This is a genomic window from Bacillus sp. GMs2/2 (genome assembly GCF_050172095.1).
Lineage (GTDB): Bacteria > Bacillota > Bacilli > Bacillales > Bacillaceae_G > Bacillus_A > Bacillus_A cereus.
Window position 1 is genome coordinate 1 of sequence record NZ_JBNLYE010000477.1, and the last position, 2,580, is coordinate 2,580.

Consider the following 2,580-nt stretch of genomic DNA (forward strand, 5'->3'; position numbering starts at 1 on the left):
ATGCAATTTATGAAGGATACGATAATTAATTAAATTTGAGAATGGTTACTCAAGAAAGGAATTAGCATACGCTAGTTCCTTTTTAATATTTTGTAAAACATTATCCATTCTAAAATTTGCATAGATATACTTGCTTTTTTCATATACATAGTTACTAATGACTCGATTTTTTCGTGAGAGGAGCGTATTTCTTGGAAAAAGTATTATTTTTCGGAGACCCAGGTATTGATGACTCATTTGCCATTATGTATGGCTTACTGCATCCCGAAATTGAAATTGTCGGTATTGTAACTGGATACGGAAATGTTGAGCATATACATGCTGCACATAATGCAGCGTATATTTTACAGTTAGCAAATAGACAAGACATTCCTGTCATTAGTGGTGCAACAAAACCACTTACAGAAGAAATTACTACGTACTACCCTGAAATTCACGGAGCAGAAGGATTAGGTACCATCCATGTTCCAGAAAGCGTATTATCTATTCCAATATACAATTTTGGCAGTATTGCTGCGATTCTTATAAATTACGGAAAAGATTTAACGATTGTTGATGTAGGAAGATCTACCTCGTTAGCAATTGCTTTTAATTTGTGGAATGATTTAATGCTAAATGTAAAAGGAATCTATTTCATGGGTGGTGTTTTTTTAGAAGTAGGAAACGTTACGCCGTTAGCAGAGGCAAATGTGTATGGAGATCCTATAGCAAGTAAAATTGTTTTCCATCAAGCAAAGAATTTATTAATATTCCCTTTAAATGTAACAAACAAAGCTGTGTTAACACCAAATGTGTTTGACTATATTCAAGCTAATTCAAAGAATCCATTCCATACGATAATGAAACCAATGTATGATTACTATTTTTCTGCATACCAAAAACTTAATCCATCTATCGAAGGGCCATTGCTTCATGATGTGGTTGCTATAAGTGGATTAGTAAATCCAAACTTTTTTGAATTTGTACATCGTACAGTGAATGTTGATACATACGGAGATACGAAAGGACAAACATTTGCTGATTTTCGCCTTAGCTCTATATCTGAAGGAGCCCATATAGCATTAGAAATAGATGAACAAAAATTCATTCAAGATTTTATAAAAATTATGTTATAAGTTGTTGTCGAAAAAGGGAATTATTTCAATGCGTTGAATATAAACATACATCCTCTATATAAGGGAGCTTACAATATTGAATATCCAGTTAAAGGTTGTTACGAGAGAAAATTGGGAAGAAGCATTAAAACTACAAGTTAAAGAAAATCAGTTGAAATTTGTTCCACCCGTAGCAGTTTCGCTTGCTAAAGTATATATAAAACCAGATGGTGACAATGTAGAGTACATACCATTCGCTATATACCATGGTGACCTTATGGTTGGTTTTGTTATGCATGCTGTTGTAAGAGAGACATCGGATATGTATTGGATTAACGGATTTATTATTGATCAATCGCAGCAAGGTAATGGTTATGGAAAAGCAGCATTACGAGAAAGTATTAATATAATAAAAAATACTTTTAAATCGTGTAAAGAAATAAGATTAACAGTACATAAAGATAATCTCTCTGCAAAGAAATTATATGAACGATATGGTTTCATATCATTAGGACAAGAGTATGATGGTGAGCAAGTATATCGTTTATTTGTTTAACTATTAGGAAGTAAAGGTGTGAAATGAAATATGCAATTTACTGAAGTGAAAATTGAAGTGTTCATTCCTGAAGAATATATTGAAACATTAAGGGATGAATTAAATAAAATTGGAGCATGTAAAACGGGCGAATATGACCATTGCCTTTCCTATAGTTCAGTGAAAGGATATTGGAGACCTTTAGACGAGGCATCTCCTTTTAATGGAGAAATTGGGCGAATATGCGAAGGGCAAGAATGTAAAGTTGAAATAAAGTGTAAACGAGAAATTGTAAAAGATGCTCTTGAAGTTATTAATGATATTCATCCATATGAAACACCTATGATTTATATTATACCAATACTAAATGACTATTTTGAGCAACTATACATTGAATAACTAGGAGGGATATCAATTGAAAAGTAAATTCCATCATATTGTACGAGCAGTCATGATAAAAAATGAAAAAATATTAGTTGCTGAATATATTGGCCATCATTATTTTTTACCTGGTGGCCATATTGAAATTGGAGAATCAGCAGAGAATGCATTAATAAGAGAGCTAAGGGAAGAACTTGGAGTAAACTGTAGTATACAACAATTTTTAGGAGTCATAGAAAATCAATGGCAAGATAAAGAAGTGCTTCATCATGAAATTAACCACATTTTTGAAGTAGAGTCACAAGATTTACATACGGACTTAACACCGAAATCTAGCGAGTCTCATTTAGCATTTCACTGGATAGATTATAATAAAGAAGCCTTAAATCATTATGAAATCATGCCAATGCCATTAGTGAAGGAATTACTAGAAAGAAAGTTAAGTGATGAACTACTAAATTGTTGGATAAGTAATTTTTAAATCACTCTATTTATAGTAAATAGGTCCATCGCAAGGATATAAAGAAAATAGGCTAAAAAACAAGGTACATCACCTAGTGTAAGTTCATA

At 32.1% G+C, this 2,580-nt stretch carries 4 protein-coding genes; all 4 read left to right on the plus strand.

What is annotated here, in order from left to right:
- Positions 1–191 precede the first annotated feature (191 nt).
- The 4 genes from ACQGS6_RS26250 (at position 192) to ACQGS6_RS26265 (ending at position 2,491) form a co-directional block, all read left to right on the plus strand.
- Entirely contained in the window at positions 192–1,115 is a 924-nt protein-coding gene (locus ACQGS6_RS26250; protein WP_044797674.1) for a nucleoside hydrolase, read from the plus strand.
- A 76-nt stretch (positions 1,116–1,191) separates the two neighbouring features.
- A complete protein-coding gene (locus ACQGS6_RS26255) occupies positions 1,192–1,650 on the plus strand; it encodes a GNAT family N-acetyltransferase (RefSeq protein WP_001025613.1) in 459 nt (152 codons plus the stop codon).
- 30 nt (positions 1,651–1,680) lie between these two features.
- Positions 1,681–2,028, plus strand: a complete 348-nt coding sequence (cutA, locus tag ACQGS6_RS26260) for a divalent cation tolerance protein CutA (protein ID WP_001160788.1) — start codon at positions 1,681–1,683, stop codon at positions 2,026–2,028.
- A gap of 16 nt (positions 2,029–2,044) precedes the next feature.
- Positions 2,045–2,491, plus strand: coding sequence for an NUDIX domain-containing protein (locus tag ACQGS6_RS26265; protein WP_000836840.1), 447 nt, complete (start codon positions 2,045–2,047; stop codon positions 2,489–2,491).
- Positions 2,492–2,580 lie beyond the last annotated feature (89 nt).